The following is a 17,776-nucleotide window of genomic DNA, read 5'->3' as shown; positions in this document are numbered from 1 at the left end:
GGTTCCGCGCGTGAGGATCAGTTCGCGTCCGTGACCACGGCCGAGCCCTGACGCTCCGGCACCGCGAACGCGTGCTCGGCCAACCAGGCGTCGTCGTACAGCTTGTCGAGATAACCGCGGCCGTGATCGGGGAGCAGGACCACGACGACATCGTCCTCGCCCAGGGATGCCGCGGTCCGCAGCGCCGCGACGACGGCCATGCCGCTCGAACCGCCGACGAACAGGCCCTCTTGCGCGGCCAGTCGGCGGGTCATCGCGAAGGACTCGGCATCCGACACGCGCTCGTACGCATCGACGACCGAACCGTCGAAGGTCTCGGGCAGGAAGTCCTCGCCGACGCCCTCGACCAGGTATCCGTGGATCGGTCCGCCCGAGTAGATCGACCCCTCAGGATCGGCGCCGATGACCTGCACCAGCCCGCCGCTGGCGTGCTTGAGGTAGCGACCGGTGCCGCTGATCGTGCCGCCGGTGCCGATGCCGGCGACGAAGTGGGTGATCTTCCCGTCGGTGTCGGTCCAGATCTCCGGACCGGTCGTCTCGAAGTGCCCCAGGGGGCCGTTCTGGTTCGCGAACTGGTTGGGGTTGAACGCCCCGGGGATCTCGGCCGCAAGACGCGCGGCGACGCTGTAATACGACCGGGGATCCGTCGGTTCGACGCTCGTCGGGGTCACGACCACCTCGGCGCCGTAGGCGCGCAGCGTCGCGACCTTGGGTCCGTCGAACTTGTCCGGCACGACGAACACCATCCGATATCCGCGTTGCAGGGCGACCAGCGCGAGACCGACTCCGGTGTTGCCGCTGGTCGCCTCGACGATCGTCCCTCCCGGCTTCAGTCGGCCGTCGCGTTCGGCTGCGTCGATGATGGATGCCGCGATGCGGTCCTTCGCGGAGCCGCCGGGGTTGAAGTACTCCACCTTGGCGAGGACGGTGGCCCGGATGCCTGCCGCTACGGCGTTCAGACGGACGAGCGGGGTGTGGCCGACGAGTTCGGCGATGTGGTTGGCGTAACGCACGGTGGTTTCCTGACAGGATGCGCGCGCGATGGCGCGGGGTGATCTGGGGTCGTCCGAGGCGAGCGAGAACGCTCAGCGACGACAACGACAGGTCAGGGACACACCGTGAGAGTAACCCCGCGGGCACCCGCGCCACAACTGCGTGTCAGAAGCCTTCCGGCAGACGGGGTGTGTAGGGCTCCTCGAGCCGGGCGATCTCGTCCTCCGCGAGCTCGATCTCGAGCGCGTCGATCGCGTCCGTGAGGTGCTGCGGCTTCGTCGCGCCGACGATCGGCGCCGTCACCACCGGCTGCTGCCGCACCCAGGCGAGTGCTACCTGGGCACGGCTGACACCGCGCTCCTCCGCGACCGCACGGACCGCATCCGCGATGGACCGGTTGGAGGCTTCCTCAGCGTGGTACATGCCCTGGGTCACGAGGTCCGTGCCGGAGCGGTTCGTCTCGGCATCCCAGTCGCGCGTCAACCTGCCCCTGGCCAGCGGCGACCACGGCAGGACGCCGATGCCCTCGTCCGCGCAGAGGGGGTGCATCTCGCGCTCCTCCTCGCGCTGGATGAGGTTGTACTGGTCCTGCATGGACACGAACCGCGTGAGGCCGTTCACCTCGGCTGCGCGCTGCGCCTTGGCGAACTGCCAGGCGTACATCGAAGAGGCCCCGATGTAGCGCGCCTTGCCGGCGCGGACCACGTCGTCAAGGGCCTGCATCGTCTCCTCGATCGGGGTCTCCGGGTCCCAGCGGTGGATCTGGTACAGGTCCACGTAGTCGGTGCCGAGACGGCGCAGGCTGTCGTCGATCGCGGACAGGATGTGCGCGCGGGAGAGGCCCCGGCGGTTCGGGGTTTCGCCCATCTTCCCGTGCACCTTCGTCGCGATCACGACGTCGTCGCGACGGGCGAAATCGTTCAGCGCACGGCCGACGATCTCCTCGCTCGTGCCATCCGAGTACACGTCGGCGGTGTCGAACGTGGTGATCCCCGCCTCGAGCGCCTGCCGGATGAACGGGCGACTGGTCTGCTCATCGAGCGTCCACGCATGCGGCCCTCGGTCCCCGACGCCGTAGCTCATGCATCCGAGGACGATCTCCGAGATCTTCATGCCGGTTCGGCCGAGGTTGACGTACTTCATCGTCGTGTTCCTGTCCTTCGCTGTCGTCCGCGGATCACACCGCCAGGATCGCGGCGGCCTCGCGCGCTTCCTGCTCGCGCAGCGCCCGCTCGACGCGGTCGACGTCGCGGACGGCGCCCTTGTCCGCCGACAGTGCCATCGCAGCATACGCGCGCAGCGCCGGTGACACCACGCGCTCGCGGTCACGGGGGCGGTAGCCTCCGGCATCGATCAGCCGGCGTCGACGCGACTCGAGCTCCTCCTCCGACACCTCGAGCGTCATTCCTCTGGTCGGGATGTCGATCGTGATGATGTCGCCGTCCTCGACGAGGGCGATGACGCCGCCGGATGCCGCCTCGGGCGAGACGTGCCCGATCGACAGTCCCGACGTGCCGCCGGAGAAGCGTCCGTCCGTGATCAGCGCGCACTTCTTGCCGAGCCCGCGGCCCTTCAGGAACGACGTCGGGTACAGCATCTCCTGCATGCCTGGCCCGCCCTTCGGGCCCTCGTAGCGGATCACGACGACGTCGCCCTCGGCGACCTCCTTGGCGAGGATCTTCGCCACGGCTTCGTCCTGCGACTCGCACACCACGGCGGGTCCGGAGAAGGTCCAGATCGACGGGTCGACGCCGGCGGTCTTCACCACGGCGCCGTCCACGGCGATGTTGCCGCGGAGCACCGCCAGTCCACCGTCCTGCGAATACGCGTGCTCGACCGATCGGATGCAGCCACCAGCGGCATCCAGATCCAGCTCCTCCCAGCGGGAGGACTGCGAGAACGCCTTCGACGAGCGGATGCCGGCCGGAGCCGCGTGCCAGAGCTCGAACGCCTCCTCCGCGGTCGACCCGCTGCGGACGTCCCAGGCGTCGAGCCATTCCCCCATGGTCGCCGAGTGCACCGTGTGCACGTTCTCGTCGAGCAGGCCGCCGCGGCGCAGTTCGCCGAGGATCGCGGGGACGCCGCCGGCGCGGTGGACGTCCTCCATGTAGTAGGTCTTGCCGCCGCCGGCGACGTTGGGCGCGACCTTGGCCAGGCACGGCACGCGGCGGGAGACGGCGTCGATCTCATCGAGACCGAACTGGACCCCCGCCTCGTGCGCGGCGGCGAGCAGGTGCAGGATCGTGTTGGTCGAGCCGCCCATCGCGATGTCCAGCGCCATCGCATTGCCGAACGCCTCGGGGGTCGCGATGCTGCGCGGCAGCACCGACGCGTCGTCCTCGTCGTAGTACTTGCGCGTGATGTCGACGACGAGCGAACCGGCGTTCTCGTACAGCGCCTTGCGCGCCGTGTGCGTGGCGAGCACCGAGCCGTTGCCTGGCAGCGACAGCCCGATCGCCTCGGTGAGGCAGTTCATCGAGTTGGCGGTGAACATGCCGGAGCACGATCCGCAGGTCGGGCACGCCTCCTCCTCGATGCGCTGGATGTCGGCATCCGAGATGTTCTCATTGACGGCGTCGGAGATCGCGTCGACGAGGTCGAGGGTGCGGATCGAGCCGTCCACGAGCGTCGCACGGCCGGATTCCATGGGCCCGCCGGAGACGAAGACCGTCGGGATGTTCAGGCGCAGCGCTGCCATGAGCATGCCGGGGGTGATCTTGTCGCAGTTCGAGATGCAGACCAGCGCGTCGGCGCAGTGCGCGTTGACCATGTATTCGACCGAGTCCGCGATCAGGTCGCGCGACGGGAGCGAGTAGAGCATGCCGCCGTGGCCCATCGCGATGCCGTCGTCGACGGCGATCGTGTTGAACTCGCGCGGGATGCCGCCGGCTGCGGAGATCGCGTCCGAGACGATGCGTCCCACCGGCTGCAGATGGGTGTGCCCTGGCACGAACTCGGTGAAGCTGTTGGCGACCGCGATGATCGGCTTGCGTCCGAGGTCGGCGCCGTTCACGCCGGCGGCGCGCAGCAATGCGCGGGCGCCGGCCATGTTGCGGCCGTGGGTGATGGTGCGAGAGCGGAGTGCGGGCATGTCACCATTCGGTCAGAGAATCGCGTCCCTGGCCAGACGGCGTTGATACTAGTAGTGGTACTACCACCCGAAGGAGCACGCCATGGATGCCGAGCCACGACGCCGCGAGGAACTCGCCGCATTCCTGCGTGATCGACGGGCCCGCGCCGACCGTATGGCTCTGGGCCTGCCCGACGCCCCTCGCGGCAGGCTGCAGGGACTGCGCCGCGAGGAGGTCGCGACTCTCGCGGGTCTCAGCGTCACCTGGTACACGTGGCTCGAGCAGGCGCGGGAGATCAACCCGTCGCGTCAGGTGCTCGAAGCGCTCGGACGACTGTTCGGCCTGCGCCCGGTGGAGATGACGTACCTGCTCACGCTCGGCGGGCACGGTGAGATCGCGGCGCCGTCCGAGGCGACCGAGCACGCGCCCGAACGCCTCCGCCGGCTGCTGGAGTCCTTCCCGTTCCCCGCGTTCCTCCTCGCCGCCGATTGGACGATCATCGGCTGGAACATCGCCTACGTGCACCTGTACCCGCGCATCGAGAGTCTGGATGCCGAGGATCGAAACCTCCTCTGGCTGCTGTTCACCGATCAGGAGCTCCGGCGACTGCTGCCGGACTGGGAGCAGCAGAGCCGCCGCTTCGTCGGCGAGTTCCGCGCTGACGCGCGGCGGTGGCTGAGCGCACCGCGCGAGGACGGGATCGTCGCGCGGGTGAGCGCGGCGTCGACGGAGTTCGCCCGGATCTGGCAGGAGCGCGACGTCGAAGGCTTCGTGTCGCGCGAGCGGTCGTTCCGGCATCCGCTCGCCGGACTCACGGTCTACGAGCAGCACGGAGTGGTGCCCAGCGAGTTCCCCGATCTGGAGCTCATCCTGTACGTCCCGACCGGCACCTGACCCCCTTTCGCCTGCGGGCGATGCGGAGCAAGCTGAAGCACAGGTCCGTTTTCACCACACCGCAGGAGGGCGTGTCATGGCTACATACAAGGTCGGCTACTTCGTCGGAAGCCTGTCGAAGGATTCCATCAACCGCACGCTGTCGAAAGCGCTCATCCGGCTGGCGCCGGACGACCTCGAGTTCGCGGAGATCCCGATCGGCGACCTCCCGCTCTACAATCGCGATCTTGACGAGGACTACCCGCCGTCCGCGCTCGCACTGAAGGACGCGATCGCGGCATCGGATGCCGTGCTCTTCGTCACCCCGGAGTACAACCGCTCGATCCCCGGCGCCCTCAAGAACGCGATCGACTGGGCTTCCCGCCCATGGGGGCAGAACTCGTTCGACCACATCCCTGCCGGAGTCATCGGGGCGTCGATCGGCACCATCGGGACCGCCCTGGCTCAGCAGAGCCTGCGCGCCGTGCTGAGCTTCTGCAACGCCCGCCAGATGACGTCGCCCGAGGCGTACATCCACTTCGACCCCGACGTCTTCGGCGAGAACGGCGAGGTCAAAGTGGACAGCACGCGGGATTTCCTGGCGAACTACATGCTCGAGTTCCGCGAGCACGTCGAACGCGTGCTGACGGTCCTTCCGCGCGCCTGAGGGCTCGTCAACCGCCGAGCGCGTTGAGCAGGTCGGCGAAGTGGTCGAGGTCCGCGGCGGTCCAGGCGCGCAGTCGCTCGCCGATGCGCCCCTCGTAGCGGGCGCGCGCCACGGCGATGCGCTCCTGCGCGAGGTCGGTCGCCACGAGCACGCGCGCCCGCCGATCGACGGGAGACGGCACGCTCTCCACGAGCCCGAGCTCCTCGAGCTGGCGCACCTGTCGGCTGACGGCGGACTTGTCGGTCTGCAGGCGCTCGATGATCTCGCCCGCAGACGTCGCCTTGCCGCTCGCGATCGAGGTGAGCACCTGGTAGCCGAGCGGCTGCAGGTCCGGATGCACGGTCACCGCCGCTTCGCGCCAGCTGACGCGGATGCGGGCGAACAGCCGGCCGAGTTCGTGCTCGACACGTGCGACCGCCTCGTCGAGTTCGGGACCCGCGATCGTGGATGCCGCGGGCGACGAACTCGTGTCCGCAGGCGTCTCGGCGGGCTGCTCACTCATGCCCGCCAGTTTACGGCTCGCGGCGCCCTCGCCTCAGGTCGCCGGAGCACGGCGAGAGGGCGAGGATGCCGCTGGTTCACGCCTCCGCGAGGAGGCGGAACACCTTCGATGCCGTCCGGATCTCGTCCTGCGTCAGCCCGGTGATGCTCGTCCGCAGCCGCTGCGCGTGATCGCCGCGGACGTCGGCGAGGGCCGCGCAGGCCGTCGGCGTCGCGGTGAGCACGCGCAGCCGACCGTCGGTCTCGTCGGGGCGGGACTCGATGAGACCGAGTTCCTCCAGCATCCGCACCTGGCGGCTGACGACCGACTTGTCCATCTCGAAGAGCTCGGCGAGCTGGTGCGCGTTCGTGCTGCCTGCGCGGGCGATGGAGGCCAGCAGCTTGTACCCGGCGGGCTGCAGCTCGGGGTGGATCCGCGCAGCGGACTCCTTCCAGAGCGACCGAGCCTTGGAGAAGATCAGGTTCAGGTGCCCCTGGAACTCCGCGAGCGCGTCGTCGACGTCGCTCTGCGCTGCGGTGCCGGCGGCCATGTCAGCGCCCCCGCTCCGGATCTTCGCGTTCGATCACGGCCAGCGAACCGGTGGAGGGCTGCGTCCCGTCGATCCGGATGGCTCCGGTCGTGTTGAGGGAAGCGGCCACCTCGGCCTCGGCGATCTCGATCACCGACTCCTCCGCCTGCTCGCGCAGCTGCTCGGCCGCGGTCTTGGTCGACAGCGGCTTGTTCTTGATGAACGCGATCGCGATGACGCCGAGGACGGCGAGCGGGATGGCGATCATGAAGGCGTCCGCGATGCCCAGCCCGTACGCGGACTCCACGATCGTGCGGATCGTGTCCGGCAGCTCGTTCATCTTGGGGACGTCGCCGGAGGCGAGGTGCGTGAGCGCGTCGATCTCCTCCTGCGTGGTGGGAGTGAAGCCCTTCAGGTCATCCGCGATGTAGGTCCCGACGCTGGTCGACAGGATCGAGCCCATGATCGTGACGCCGATGGTGCCGGCGATCGTGCGGAAGAAGTTCACGTTCGAGGACGCGGCGCCCAGCTGGGTCGGTGGGGTGTCGTTCTGCACGATCAGGGTGAGGTTCTGCATCACCATGCCGAGACCGGCGCCGAGGACGAACATGTAGATCGCGACGAGCGTGAACGGGGTGTCGTAGCGCAGCGTCGCCATCAGGCTGACGCCGATGACCGACAGGATCGCGCCGAGGACCATCCAGGCCTTCCACTTGCCGAACCGGCTCACGAGCTGACCGATGATGATCGAGGCGCCCATCTGGCCGACGATCATCGGAATGGTCATCAGGCCCGACTCCGTCGGCGTCGCGCCACGCGCGAGCTGGAAGTACTGCGCAAGGAACACCGAGGTGGCGAACATCGAGACGCCGATGGCGATCGAGGCGATCACGGACAGCGTGAACGTGCGGTTGCGGAACAGCGACATCGGAACGATCGGTTCCTTGACGAAGAATTCGACCGCGATGAAGGCGGCGAGCGCGACGCCTGCACCGACGATGAGCGCGATGCTCGTGGCGGAGTCCCACTCGAACTGGCTGCCGCCCATCGAGACCCAGATCAGCAGGGTCGAGACGCCGACGGCGAGCAGCACGATGCCGAAGTAGTCGATCGAGACCTTGGCCTTCGCCGGCTTCGGCAGGTGCAGCGTGAACTGCAGCAGGATGAGCGCGATGATCGCGAACGGGACGCCGACGAAGAAGTTGGAACGCCATCCCCACGCGTCGGTGAGGAATCCGCCGAGCAGCGGTCCGCCGATCGTGCCGAGCGCCATGATGCCGCCGACGACGCCCATGTACTTGCCGCGCTCGCGCGGCGAGATGATGAGCGCGACGGCGATCATCACGAGCGACATCAGACCGCCCACGCCGATGCCCTGGATCACGCGCACGGCGATGAGCATGTTGGTGTCGGTCGAGAACCCGGCGATGACGGTGCCGACCGTGAAGAGGATCAGCGAGATCTGGACGAGGATCTTGCGGTCCATGAGGTCGGCCAGCTTGCCCCAGATCGGGGTGGAGACCGCGGTGGCCAGCAGGCTCGCGGTGATGACCCAGGTGTACTGGGCCTGCGTTCCGCCGAGGTCGGCGATGATGACGGGCATCGAGGTCGACACGACCGTGCCCGAGAGCACGGCGACGAACATTCCGACGACGAGGCCGGAGATCGCGGTGAAGACCTCGCGGGCCGAGCGCACTGGCTCGGGCGCGGAGGAAGGTGTGGAGGTCACGGTGTCTGCTCCTGCATAGAAAGTTGATCTGGATCAACCATACACCTTTAGTTGCCAAACAGCAACCATTGCCCTCGGTCAACTGCTGTACGCGATATGCACCTTCCCGATCGTGCCTTCGAACGCGAACGGCATGCGATCGACGTATGCCCGCGAGACCGCTCCGCCGTATGCGCGCCCGATGTCCAGGCAGTCGTTCGCGGTGAACAGCAGCGGTGCGCTGACGGGGACGACCCCTGAGCCGACCTCCACCCCGTCGACACGGAGCGTCACGGACAGCGGACCACCGGGACGCGGTTCGACATAGGTCGTGTCGACCTCGATCGTGACGTCGCCGGCCGGCAGCGGATCGGACGACGCGATCGTCGTGCGCTGAACCAGGAACAGGTTGTACTCATATGTCAGCACACCATCGACGAGGAAGCAGGTGAGCCCGCCTCCGGCGCCGCCGAGCTTGTACAGCACGCCATTGGCACGCGCGGGCAGCTTCGCCTGAATCGACACCACGTTCGGCTTGTTTCCGAGAGCCGGTGCGCAGAACTCCGGTACGCGCACCGTATCCCCGGTCATGTCCCACTCGGTGTACGGCACGGAGATCCGGTACTCGGGGTGGTACACCGGCACCCACAGGCCGGCACCGACCGGGAGGACCTCGTTCTTGGCCGCCTCGATCGCGAAGAGCTCCTTCAGCTCGGCGAGCTTCGCCGGGTTCTCCTCAGCGAGGTCGTGAGCCTGGCTCCAGTCCGCATCCAGGTGATAGAGCTCCCACGTGTCGTGGTCCGGCGTCCAGGTGGCGATGCCGGGAGGCGCACCGGGAAGCCACGGCAGCCGCGGCCCGGTGGACGATGCCATCCACCCATCCGAATAGATGGACCGACTGGCCATGATCTCGAAGTACTGCGTGCGGTGCCGCCCAGCCGCGGCGCCGTCGTCGACCGCGTAGACGAAGCTGGTCCCGTCGATCGGGTCCTGGTGGATGCCGTTGACGGACTCCGGCGCGGAGATGCCGAGGATCTCGTAGATCGTCGGGGCCAGGTCGATCACGTGGTGGAACTGCGTGCGCGGTTGCGGGTCGGGCGCGATCCGCTCCGGCCACCGCAGGAACATCGGATTGCGGGTGCCGCCGAGGTGCGACGCCATGAGCTTCATGCCCTGGTAGGGCGTCGATCCCGCCCACGCCCACCCCGCGTGGTACTGGTTGTCGGTCGCCGGCGTGCCCAGCGCGTCGAGACCGCCGAGCTCCTCCAACGCTGCGATGTGCTGATCGATCGTGGTCGGGATCATGTTCTGCGCGAGCAGCTCGCTGATCGTGCCGTTCTGGCCTTCACCCGAGGAGCCGTTGTCGCCCCAGATGTAGACGACGAGCGTGTTCTCGGCGTAGCCCAGCTCCTCGAGCGTGTCCACCAACCGTCCGGCCTGCACATCGGCATGCTCTCCGAATCCCGCGCACACCTCCATCAGACGCGCTTGGAAAGGCTTCTGATCCTCCGGGATCTCATCCCAGCCCTGCAGATTGTCCGGGCGCGGTGTGAGCACGGCGTCCTCGGGCACCCACCCTGCCGCTTTGGCGCCTTCGAGCGCCCTCTCGCGGTAGACGTCCCAGCCGTCGTCGAACTCTCCCTTGTATTTGTCCGCCCACTCCTTCATGATGTGGTGCGGCCCGTGGATGGCTCCGGTCGCCCAGTACATGAAGAACGGCTTGTCCGGCGAGAGCGCTTTGTGATTGCGCAGCCATCCGATCGCGTCGTCGGCGATGTCCTCGCTGAGGTGATACCCCTCCTCCGGCGTCTTCGGCGGCAGCACGGAAGTGGTGTTGCGCACGAGGTTCGGCTCGTACTGCGACGCCTCTCCTGCGAGGAAGCCGTAGAAGTACTCGAACCCGTACCCCGTCGGCCACCGGTCGTAGGGACCTGCGACCGTGGTCTCCTCCGCAGGGGTGTTGTGCCATTTGCCCCACGCGCCTGTCGAGTAGCCGTAGTTTCGCAGCACCTCGGCGATCGTCGCACTCGACTTCGGGATGTGGCCGGAATAGCCGTCCCAGTCGTTGGCGAGCTCGGCGATCTGCCCCGAGCCGACGCGGTGGTGGTTGCGGCCGGTCAGCAGGGACGCCCGAGTCGGCGAGCACATCGCCGTGGTGTGGAACCGATTGAACCCGAGACCTTCGTTTCGGATGCGCTCGAGCGTCGGCGTGGCGACGGCACCGCCGAGCGGGGCGGGCAACGCCGGCCCCGCGTCATCGATCAGAATGACGAGGATGTTGGGAGCGTCGTCGCCGAGGTGACGCTGCGCCGGAAGGGGCGCATAATCCGACTCGGCGAGCGTGCGTCCGGCGAAGCTGCCCGATGGTTTCGGGGCGAATGGAAGGGTCCTGCTCGGCGGCAGCGGAGCCCCGGCGATCGTGCGACTGTCCGTGGTCATATCGTCTCCTTGCCTTGCTTCTTGCGCCGCCGGCGGATCAGCCGAGCAGTTTCGCCTTGGCGGCCTCGAACTCGGCCTCGCTGAGCACGCCCTGCATCTTCAGCGTCGCGAGCTGCTGCAGTTGGGCGACGAGATCGCTGCCGTCCGCCGCCGGTGCGGGTGCGGGTGCGGGTGCGGGTGCGGGTGCCGCGTACTGCGGGCCGGGTGGGGCCATCGCAGCAGCCTCCTGCTGCAGTTCGTACTGGTGCTGCTCGTACTTGTCCTCCGCGCGGCGCTGCTGGCGCCTGGCCACGTTTCCGCTGACGGCGGTGGCAGTACCTGCGACGACGGCCGTCCGTGCGGCCATCCCGATCAGGCCCGGTCGACCCATTCGTCCCATGAGAGGCATGTTCTCGTCCCTTTCTCAGACGCCGACGGCATCAGCGACGACGGCGTTCACGATCGGTGCGGGGATCCGGACGGTGTCGATGACACGTCCTCCCGCGGCCGCGACGGCGGAAGCCAGATGCTTCGCCCACAGCAGTTCGACGGCCAGCAGCAGCGCAGAGCCGCCGGCGGGGAGCCCATCGGCCAGGCGCTCCACGTCCTCGTGCGAGACGAGGCCCGATGCCGCCAGTTCGATGCCGCCCAACTCGATGCCGGCGTCGTCGACTTCGAGCCACCGCACCGCGCCGTCGGCATCGCGCGAGACGTGCAGCAGGTCGATGAGGCGCACCGTCCCGGCATCGACGAGTTGCGCGATCGCCTCGATCACGAGCGGATCGGGCGTCTCCCCGACGAAGTCGGCGAGCACGAACTCGACGGGCCCGAATTCCAGTTCATCCATGATGTGTCCCGATGCCGATCAGGCGGCGAGCGCCTTGGCCTTCAGCGCGTCGAACTCGGACTGCGAGATCGCCCCCGAGGACAGCAGACCCTGCGCGCGCTCGATCTCAGCGGACGGGGACGTCGCGACACCGGCCACGCTGCGGACGTAGTCCGCGTTCGCCTGAGCGGCGGCATGTGCCTGGGCGGCCTGGCGCTGCGCCATCGACCCGCCGCGAGCGATCAGATAGATGAGCGCGCCGAGGAACGGCAGCACGATGAGCAGGATCACCCACCCGGCCTTGCCCCAACCGCTCAACGAGCTGTCACGGAAGACATCGATGAAGATCCAGATGAAGGTCCACACGCACAGGATCACGAGATAGAACCACAGCATCCACACCAGGAAGTCGAAGAAACCCATGACGATGCCCTTTCCGAGCGTTCAAGAGGGCACCGACCGGCGTCCCATGCGTCACGGTATCCAGGCGACCGAAACCGTCGCATCATGCGATTCGTGTGAACCGGCCGGTCCGCGCGCTGCGGATCATGCGATTCGCATGGTGCGTCCGGCGGCCGGCCGCGGTGCACTGGACGCAGACGGTTCGCTCCACGATCGGGCGGACGCAGGAGGAGACACCCGTGGATGCTGTCGAGAGACTGAGACGCCTCTGCATCGATGATCAGGTCGCAGGCGCCGACGAGGGCCCCGAATGGTCCGAGGCGCTCGACGAACGGACGGTGGCGCTCGTTCGGATCGCGGCGCTCATCGCGAACAACGCACCCGCGGCCTCGATGCGCTCGGCCGTGGACGATGCCGTGGCGGCCGGTGTGGCGTTGGAGGAGATCGTCGCGGTGCTGGAAGGACTGATCGGTGACGTCGGGCTGCCGCGGGTCGTCGCCGCGGCACCGCGGATCGCCGTGGCCCTCGGGCACGGCGAAGACCTGGTGCCCGATTCCGAGGCCTGACGCGCATCAGCCTCCGAGCAGGCCGACCTCGCTCGCCCGTTCCACAGCCGCCGAACGCGTCGTGACCCCGAGCTTGCGATAGATCGACCCCACCTCCGAACTCACCGTGTTGCGCGAGATGAACAGTCGCCGCCCGATCTCCGCGATCGTGAGATGCGTCTGCAGATACGGCAGCAGGCGCAACTCCGCCGGGGTCAGCGGCACGCTTCCTCCTGCGGCCGGCTCGGCGGCGAGGACGCCTCGCAGATGCTCGACCTGCGCCGACAGCGCGCCGACGTCCGGACGACGGCGCAGCAGATCATCGATCTCACGCATGAGATGTCGGGCCGCCGCCCGGTCGTCGACGGCGAGATGCGCCCTGATGAGCTGCTTCCTCGCGCGCACCGAAAGATACGGCAGCAGGTGCGTGCAGCCGATGCGGGCGCGCATCGCCCTGGCGAGCAGTCGCACGCCGCGCTCGCGATCGCCGTCGTGGAGGGCGACTCGGGCTGCGACGGCGAGCGCGAGAGCCGTCGTGGGATATCCGTCCATATGGCTGGAGTCGACCGTCTCGACGGCCAGCGACGCGTACGCGCGTGCGGCCGCCCAATCGCCCCGTTCGATGGCGAACAGCGCGAGCTCGGGCGCACTGAGGATGACCGTGTCCGCGTTGCCCGCGGCGGTAGCGACATCGATCGCCGTTTCGAACGCGGCTTTCGCCGCCTCCTGATCGTCTGTGAACACGCATGCCACACCCCACAGGTGCAGTGCCTGATCGCGCCATGCACTCGATTCGGGCTCGTGCTGCATGGCGAACGCGGCTTCCTCCACGAAGCGGAGGTGACCGTGCTCGCACAGCGCGGCGCGGATCATGGCGCGTGCCGACTCGAACAGCACCCGGTCCGGCGCGGGCAGACCCTCCGCGTCGAACGACTCCAGCCGTCGCGACCAGCGTTCGCCCGCCGCGACATCGCCGAGGAGGATGGCCGTCCAGGTCATCGAGACGATCAGCGGCGGGAAGCCGCTGACGATGTCGTCGCCGAGGTCCGCCAGCCAGCGCTTGAGGGTGGAGACCTGTCCGAGCTGATACATGGGCAGGCTGAGCTCGGCGATCCGCTCCGCCGCCCGCTGCACCTCGTGCGCCCGCAGGAGGTGTTCGATCGCCTGCACGGGATCGCCGTCCGCCTCATGCCAGGCCGCGGCGCGGCGATGGAGCTCGACGACGGCTGCCGATCCTTCCGTCCGCTCGAGTTCGGTCTCGAGGAACTCGCGGAACAGCGGGTGGAAACGGAACCAGCCGCGATTCCGGTCGAGCCCGATCAGGAACAGATTGCTCGCTTCGAGCTCGCGCAGTTTCGCTCGGGAGTCCGTGATTCCCACGACGGCATCGCACGAGGCCGCCGAAAGCTGCTCCAGGATGGAGCTGCGTCGCAGGAACTCCTGAACATCGATCGGCAGGCGCGCGATGCACTCGCGGTAGAGGTAGTCGGCGACGAATCGGTCGGTTCCGGTGACGGCTGCTGCGTCCCCGCCGGACCGGGCGACGAGCGCGCACAGGAACAGTCCGGTCGGCCAACCCTCGCAATGCTCGACGATGCGCGTCAGATGCTCATCGGGGACATGCGCGGCTCCGGCACGATCGAAGATGGTCCGCGCCCCGGCATCGTCGAGCGACAGGTCGTCGACGCCGATCTCCCACGCATCGCCCACGGCACGAAGCCGAGCGAGGAGCGCCGACTCGCGCCGACCGGCGATCACCACCTGCGAGCCGTCCGGCACACGGGCGAAGAGGATCTCGAGCGCGTCCTGGCAGTCCTCGGATTCCGCCCAGTGCACATCGTCGATGAACAGGACGAAGTCATCGGGGGCCGCGGCGAGCGCGCCGGCGAGCAACGGCGCCGAACGTCCCAGCGCGGCGGTCCCGATGCCTCTCAGATCGTCGATGACGTCGCCGACGACGGGCGACAGCTCGACGGACGCCGCGGCGATCACCGACAGCACGGCGGCCGGGTCGACATCGGTGCGGTCGAGCGAGACCCAAGCGATCCTGCGGTCCTCTCCGGCGGCCCATTGCGCCAGGAGGGTGGACTTCCCGTATCCGGCCGGAGCGGCGACCGAGACCACGCGCGCGCCGCTCCCTCTGGCACGGTCGACCAATCGCGCACGACTGACACCGCCCGGCCGGACGGCGGGCACCTGAATCTTGCTGCCGAGCAGCACTGTTGACACGTCAGCGTCTCCCCGCACTGGATCGCAATCTTCCCCCTCACGCGAATACTAGGGCGAGCGGATCACCGCGCGCCAGAGATCTCGACTGGGGCGCAGGGACGCCTGTCCGCGCGCCCTGTCGCACTAGGCTGACGGCGTGACGAGCACCGACGACTCCCCCGGGATCGTGCGCCGTGGCGGCGCCGCGTTCCGGCGCACCGTCACCGATGTCGGCGCACCGGCCTGGATCGCCGTTCTCGGCGTCACGGTCGCGGCCGCATGCTTCGTCGGTTTCGGCGGGCTGCTCCCGGCCTCGGCATCGCCGGACGAGCTGGTCATCGACGAAGAGGCTCGGACCTCCCTGTACTCGGTCACGGTCCTGGATGCCGTCACCACGGATGCCGTCGAGGAGCAGTACGTGGAGGCAGAACCGGGCGAGACGCTGGTCGTCGTCACTCTGCGACTCGAGAACCTCTCCGACCGCCCCATCGGTCTGGGCACATCGGCGGACCGGGTGGAATCGCGCCTGGTGCACGCCGCCGAGCCGCTCATCGCCTTGGCGGACGTCGAGCCGACGAGCTCGGCCGAGGCATGGCGCCCGGACGGATCCGCCGGCGGCGTCGTGCTCCAGCCCGGCGTGCCGGATGTCGTGCAGATCGCCTGGCCGGTACCGCAGGACGCCTTCGCCGACGGCATCCTGCGGATCGATGTCCATGAGGCAGAGGTGACCAGAGGTCAGGTGATCGTCTCAGCCGATCAGCTGACCTGGCGACGCGGCGATCTTGCGGCTCGCATCAGCGCACCGGTGACCGTGGAGCAGGCGCCGTGAGGCGCGCTCTGCCCTGGCTGCTCGGCACGGCCCTCGTGCTCGGCGCCGGCGTCGCTGTCGCCATCACGCCGTCGAACACGGCCACGACGCAGGCATTCCTCGTCCACGGCGATGCCGACGAGGCCGCGACCGGCCGCACGCTCACGGCGCAGGTCCGTGACGCGTCCTTCGCCGAGCGCATCACCGTCGATGACGGCGAATGGGACGCATCGGGCAACTGGCTCGTCGTGACGGTGGTGGCCTCCGCGCCACGGACCGAGGTGGGCGCGTCGATCCATCTCGCCACGCTCGTGATCGGCGACCGCACCTTCCAGGCGAGTGAGCGGCCCAGAACGTCTCTGCTCGGGGCGGACCTCCGCGTCGGCACGGACACCGTCGGGATGCTCGCCTTCGAGCTGCCGCCGGACGTGGATGCCGGAGTCGGCGAACTGAGGCTGGTCACCGGGTACACGACACCGCATCTGGATGACGTGGTCGTGCTGCCCGTGTCGCTGGACGATCTGCCGTCGGCTGCGGAGATCGACGTCACGGAACCCGCATGGGAGTGGTCCTGATGCGCCGGTTGCGGCGAGGTCGCTCCCTCGGTGCACTGCTCCTGGCGGTGGTCGCGGTCGTCGCCGTCCACGTGTGGTTCGATGTCCTGCCGTCGAACACGTCCGCTTCCGTGACGGCGGTCTCCGCGGACGATGCTGTCGACGTCGCAGGTCAGCAGCTCCTCCTGCGCTCCGTGCGGGAGGACGAGTTCGACGCTCCGGAGGGGGCGCACGCCCTCAGCGTTCGCCTGCGTTCGAGCGGCGGGCTCGACGCCACGACCTGCCCCGCGTTCCTGCTGACCGAGGCGGCCGGCGGCCGCGTGTGGGAGAGTTCGCGGGCCGAACTCGACGTCCCCCACGACGCCGGAGAGTCCGGGTGTCGTGCGGAGTCAGCGCCGTACGACATCCTCGCGGTCTTCGTCGTCCCCGACGACGCGACCGGTCCGTTCTGGTTCGACGTGACCGACGAGGATGGCACCGTCCTCCGCCTCCCCGTGGAGCCGTGAGACGGCGTGGCCGCCCGGCGCGCGTGATTCCAGTCCCGCCTCCGGACGCCCGATGACGCTGTCGTAGGCCGTCGCGACGATCGCGACGCGCAGCGGTTCGGCCACGGCCGCGACGGCGACCAGGATGAGCGGGAGGAACGCCTTCCAGAACTCCGACTCGTGTCCGCCGATCACCTGCAGCAGACCTCGCGTTCCCGTCCGCTCGGCCAGCGCCCACAGGCAGTACGCCAGCGCGTAGGCTCCGAACAGCACGGGCCCGCCTCGCCACACCACGGCCACGCCGGCCCAGAGATCCTCGAATCGGCGGGTGAGCGTACGCGCGAGGATCGCCGTCGTCCCGCGGGAATCCGCTGCGGTGCGCAGCATCCGTGGAACGGCCCCGTCGAACGCCGTGCCGTAGATCACGCCGGCCACCAGCAGCCAGGCGGCGGGCACGATGACCGCCGCGATGAGGATGCCGAAGGCCCAGGTCCCGGCCTCCCACACGCCCGCGACGAGCACGAGGTTCGCCGCGAACCAGTCGCCGATCCCCTCGAGCCACTGCGCCCCGGTCCTCGACGCCGTCCAGTCGACCACGCCGGCCCACCACTGCCCGACCAGTGTGAACAGCATGAAGGTCCACAGCACTTCGGCGTAGGCGGCCAGGATCAGCGTCCACGACGGGAGACTTTCGCGGAACCGGGAGAAGACGAACCGCGCGACGAGCGCGATCACGAGCACGGCGACGGGAAGCACTCCGACGGAGACCAGCCCGCCACGATCGCGCATCTGCGTCAGATCGAACCCCGAGTCGTTCAGGGCGATGACGCTGGCGATGTTGAAGAACTCGATCTGGTCCGCGGTCAGCATCCCCCACGCCGCATAGAAGGCGAAGAACGGCAGGATCGCGGGAAGGATCGCGGCGCCGAACTCACGCGGGCCCTGGCGCTGCGGGGTGAGGATGTGCGGCAGCGACGGCCGCACAGTGAGGTACATGGCCACGTAAGAGACCAGCCGAGCCGCGACAGCGAGCGGCAGCAGCAGGAGTCCTCCGAGTGTCGTGTGGCCGCCGACGAACCCCGCGATCTGCACGAGCAGCTCGTGCAGGGCCTCGCCGGCCAGATACCAGGTCACCAACAGGACCCCGTGCCTGGCGAGGATGCGCCCGAAGGTGCGGAGCAGTGGCGGCATGGCTCTCACGGTAGCGC

General features: G+C 68.6%; 18 protein-coding genes. 6 read left to right on the top strand and 12 right to left on the bottom strand.

Annotated features, from left to right (window positions below):
* Positions 1–17: 17 nt before the first annotated feature.
* The 3 genes from ACFCYE_RS05140 to ilvD form a co-directional block, all read right to left on the bottom strand.
* Entirely contained in the window at positions 18–1,013 is a 996-nt protein-coding gene (locus tag ACFCYE_RS05140; RefSeq protein ID WP_376176870.1) for a PLP-dependent cysteine synthase family protein, read from the bottom strand.
* Between the two features lie 145 nt (positions 1,014–1,158).
* A complete protein-coding gene (locus ACFCYE_RS05135) occupies positions 1,159–2,136 on the bottom strand; it encodes an aldo/keto reductase (protein WP_376176868.1) in 978 nt (325 codons plus the stop codon).
* A gap of 34 nt (positions 2,137–2,170) precedes the next feature.
* Positions 2,171–4,084: a dihydroxy-acid dehydratase gene (ilvD, locus tag ACFCYE_RS05130; RefSeq protein WP_376176866.1), complete on the bottom strand. Its 1,914-nt coding sequence runs from the start codon at positions 4,082–4,084 to the stop codon at positions 2,171–2,173.
* Positions 4,085–4,166: 82 nt separating this feature from the next.
* On the opposite strand from ilvD, the gene ACFCYE_RS05125 reads away from it, so the two are divergent.
* Positions 4,167–4,958 (top strand): helix-turn-helix transcriptional regulator, encoded by a 792-nt coding sequence (locus ACFCYE_RS05125; RefSeq protein WP_376176864.1) that lies wholly within the window; start codon positions 4,167–4,169, stop codon positions 4,956–4,958.
* 76 nt (positions 4,959–5,034) lie between these two features.
* Positions 5,035–5,604 carry an NADPH-dependent FMN reductase gene (locus tag ACFCYE_RS05120; RefSeq protein WP_376176862.1) on the top strand — a complete coding sequence of 190 codons (570 nt, stop codon included), beginning with the start codon at positions 5,035–5,037 and terminating at the stop codon, positions 5,602–5,604.
* A gap of 7 nt (positions 5,605–5,611) precedes the next feature.
* Here ACFCYE_RS05120 and ACFCYE_RS05115 read toward each other — a convergent pair whose 3' ends face one another.
* The 7 genes from ACFCYE_RS05115 to ACFCYE_RS05085 form a co-directional block, all read right to left on the bottom strand.
* Entirely contained in the window at positions 5,612–6,106 is a 495-nt protein-coding gene (locus ACFCYE_RS05115; protein ID WP_376176860.1) for a MarR family winged helix-turn-helix transcriptional regulator, read from the bottom strand.
* A gap of 76 nt (positions 6,107–6,182) precedes the next feature.
* Entirely contained in the window at positions 6,183–6,635 is a 453-nt protein-coding gene (locus tag ACFCYE_RS05110; RefSeq protein WP_376176859.1) for a MarR family winged helix-turn-helix transcriptional regulator, read from the bottom strand.
* Position 6,636: 1 nt separating this feature from the next.
* On the bottom strand, positions 6,637–8,343 hold the full coding sequence (locus ACFCYE_RS05105; RefSeq protein ID WP_376176857.1) for an MDR family MFS transporter: 1,707 nt from the start codon (positions 8,341–8,343) through the stop codon (positions 6,637–6,639).
* A 78-nt stretch (positions 8,344–8,421) separates the two neighbouring features.
* A complete protein-coding gene (locus tag ACFCYE_RS05100) occupies positions 8,422–10,761 on the bottom strand; it encodes an arylsulfatase (RefSeq protein ID WP_376176855.1) in 2,340 nt (779 codons plus the stop codon).
* A 37-nt stretch (positions 10,762–10,798) separates the two neighbouring features.
* Positions 10,799–11,149, bottom strand: a complete 351-nt coding sequence (locus ACFCYE_RS05095; RefSeq protein WP_376176853.1) for an SHOCT domain-containing protein — start codon at positions 11,147–11,149, stop codon at positions 10,799–10,801.
* Positions 11,150–11,164: 15 nt separating this feature from the next.
* Positions 11,165–11,587 (bottom strand): DUF6325 family protein, encoded by a 423-nt coding sequence (locus ACFCYE_RS05090; protein WP_376176851.1) that lies wholly within the window; start codon positions 11,585–11,587, stop codon positions 11,165–11,167.
* A gap of 18 nt (positions 11,588–11,605) precedes the next feature.
* Positions 11,606–11,989, bottom strand: a complete 384-nt coding sequence (locus ACFCYE_RS05085; RefSeq protein WP_376176849.1) for a PLDc N-terminal domain-containing protein — start codon at positions 11,987–11,989, stop codon at positions 11,606–11,608.
* Between the two features lie 218 nt (positions 11,990–12,207).
* Here ACFCYE_RS05085 and ACFCYE_RS05080 point away from each other — a divergent pair, with 218 nt between their 5' ends.
* Entirely contained in the window at positions 12,208–12,534 is a 327-nt protein-coding gene (locus ACFCYE_RS05080; protein ID WP_376176848.1) for a carboxymuconolactone decarboxylase family protein, read from the top strand.
* A 6-nt stretch (positions 12,535–12,540) separates the two neighbouring features.
* On the opposite strand, the gene ACFCYE_RS05075 is transcribed toward ACFCYE_RS05080, so the two are convergent.
* A complete protein-coding gene (locus ACFCYE_RS05075) occupies positions 12,541–14,742 on the bottom strand; it encodes a LuxR C-terminal-related transcriptional regulator (RefSeq protein ID WP_376176846.1) in 2,202 nt (733 codons plus the stop codon).
* A 136-nt stretch (positions 14,743–14,878) separates the two neighbouring features.
* Between ACFCYE_RS05075 and ACFCYE_RS05070 the strand changes: the two genes are divergently transcribed.
* From ACFCYE_RS05070 to ACFCYE_RS05060, 3 genes are read left to right on the top strand one after another with little or no spacing between them, the layout of a single operon-like run.
* Positions 14,879–15,550, top strand: a complete 672-nt coding sequence (locus ACFCYE_RS05070) for a hypothetical protein (RefSeq protein ID WP_376176844.1) — start codon at positions 14,879–14,881, stop codon at positions 15,548–15,550.
* Positions 15,547–16,104, top strand: coding sequence for a hypothetical protein (locus ACFCYE_RS05065; RefSeq protein WP_376176842.1), 558 nt, complete (start codon positions 15,547–15,549; stop codon positions 16,102–16,104). The genes ACFCYE_RS05070 and ACFCYE_RS05065 overlap by 4 nt, the downstream gene beginning before the upstream one ends.
* A complete protein-coding gene (locus ACFCYE_RS05060) occupies positions 16,089–16,589 on the top strand; it encodes a hypothetical protein (RefSeq protein WP_376176840.1) in 501 nt (166 codons plus the stop codon). Before ACFCYE_RS05065 ends, ACFCYE_RS05060 begins: the two co-directional genes overlap by 16 nt.
* Here ACFCYE_RS05060 and ACFCYE_RS05055 read toward each other — a convergent pair.
* Positions 16,473–17,759, bottom strand: a complete 1,287-nt coding sequence (locus tag ACFCYE_RS05055; protein ID WP_376176838.1) for a hypothetical protein — start codon at positions 17,757–17,759, stop codon at positions 16,473–16,475. The genes ACFCYE_RS05060 and ACFCYE_RS05055 overlap by 117 nt on opposite strands.
* Between the last annotated feature and the right edge of the window lie 17 nt (positions 17,760–17,776).

Source organism: Microbacterium sp. NPDC056234 (genome assembly GCF_042267585.1).
Classification (GTDB): Bacteria; Actinomycetota; Actinomycetes; order Actinomycetales; family Microbacteriaceae; genus Microbacterium.
Note: the sequence above shows the minus strand (reverse complement) of the source record. Positions and strands in the feature narration are given on the sequence as shown.

Excerpts from the sequence above, each read along its gene's own strand:
- ACFCYE_RS05135 (WP_376176868.1), bottom strand. The coding sequence starts at position 2,136 with ATGAAGTACGTCAACCTCGGCCGAACCGGCATGAAGATCTCGGAGATC.
- ilvD (WP_376176866.1), bottom strand. The coding sequence starts at position 4,084 with ATGCCCGCACTCCGCTCTCGCACCATCACCCACGGCCGCAACATGGCC.
- ACFCYE_RS05125 (WP_376176864.1), top strand. The coding sequence starts at position 4,167 with ATGGATGCCGAGCCACGACGCCGCGAGGAACTCGCCGCATTCCTGCGT.
- ACFCYE_RS05120 (WP_376176862.1), top strand. The coding sequence starts at position 5,035 with ATGGCTACATACAAGGTCGGCTACTTCGTCGGAAGCCTGTCGAAGGAT.
- ACFCYE_RS05115 (WP_376176860.1), bottom strand. The coding sequence starts at position 6,106 with ATGAGTGAGCAGCCCGCCGAGACGCCTGCGGACACGAGTTCGTCGCCC.
- ACFCYE_RS05110 (WP_376176859.1), bottom strand. The coding sequence starts at position 6,635 with ATGGCCGCCGGCACCGCAGCGCAGAGCGACGTCGACGACGCGCTCGCG.
- ACFCYE_RS05100 (WP_376176855.1), bottom strand. The coding sequence starts at position 10,761 with ATGACCACGGACAGTCGCACGATCGCCGGGGCTCCGCTGCCGCCGAGC.
- ACFCYE_RS05095 (WP_376176853.1), bottom strand. The coding sequence starts at position 11,149 with ATGCCTCTCATGGGACGAATGGGTCGACCGGGCCTGATCGGGATGGCC.
- ACFCYE_RS05090 (WP_376176851.1), bottom strand. The coding sequence starts at position 11,587 with ATGGATGAACTGGAATTCGGGCCCGTCGAGTTCGTGCTCGCCGACTTC.
- ACFCYE_RS05085 (WP_376176849.1), bottom strand. The coding sequence starts at position 11,989 with ATGGGTTTCTTCGACTTCCTGGTGTGGATGCTGTGGTTCTATCTCGTG.
- ACFCYE_RS05060 (WP_376176840.1), top strand. The coding sequence starts at position 16,089 with ATGGGAGTGGTCCTGATGCGCCGGTTGCGGCGAGGTCGCTCCCTCGGT.
- ACFCYE_RS05055 (WP_376176838.1), bottom strand. The coding sequence starts at position 17,759 with ATGCCGCCACTGCTCCGCACCTTCGGGCGCATCCTCGCCAGGCACGGG.